The following is a 311-nucleotide window of genomic DNA, read 5'->3' as shown; positions in this document are numbered from 1 at the left end:
ACCAAATAGTCCGGTGGCGATAGCGAGAAGGTCACACCCGTTCCCATACCGAACACGGAAGTTAAGCTTCTCAGCGCCGATGGTAGTTGGGGGCTGTCCCCCTGTGAGAGTAGGACGCTGCCGGGCGAAACAAAATTTGTGATAAAAAATCACATAAATATTATTATCGCGGGGTGGAGCAGTTCGGTAGCTCGTCGGGCTCATAACCCGAAGGTCGCAGGTTCAAATCCTGCCCCCGCAATCTGGTCCGGTAGTTCAGTTGGTTAGAATGCCTGCCTGTCACGCAGGAGGTCGCGGGTTCGAGTCCCGTC

2 tRNA genes and 1 rRNA gene are annotated in these 311 nt (G+C 54.7%); all 3 read left to right on the top strand.

Annotated features, from left to right (window positions below):
* Positions 1 to 9: 9 nt before the first annotated feature.
* The 3 genes from rrf (at position 10) to M3205_RS25355 (ending at position 311) form a co-directional block, all read left to right on the top strand.
* Positions 10 to 126, top strand: a 5S ribosomal RNA gene (gene rrf / locus M3205_RS25365).
* 41 nt (positions 127 to 167) lie between these two features.
* A tRNA-Met gene (locus tag M3205_RS25360) sits at positions 168 to 241 on the top strand.
* An 11-nt stretch (positions 242 to 252) separates the two neighbouring features.
* Positions 253 to 311: transfer RNA gene (locus tag M3205_RS25355), tRNA-Asp, on the top strand.

Origin of the sequence: Cytobacillus firmus (genome assembly GCF_023715565.1) — a bacterium.
GTDB lineage: Bacteria > Bacillota > Bacilli > Bacillales > Cytobacillaceae > Cytobacillus > Cytobacillus firmus_C.
This window is presented reverse-complemented; position numbering and strand designations above follow the sequence as displayed.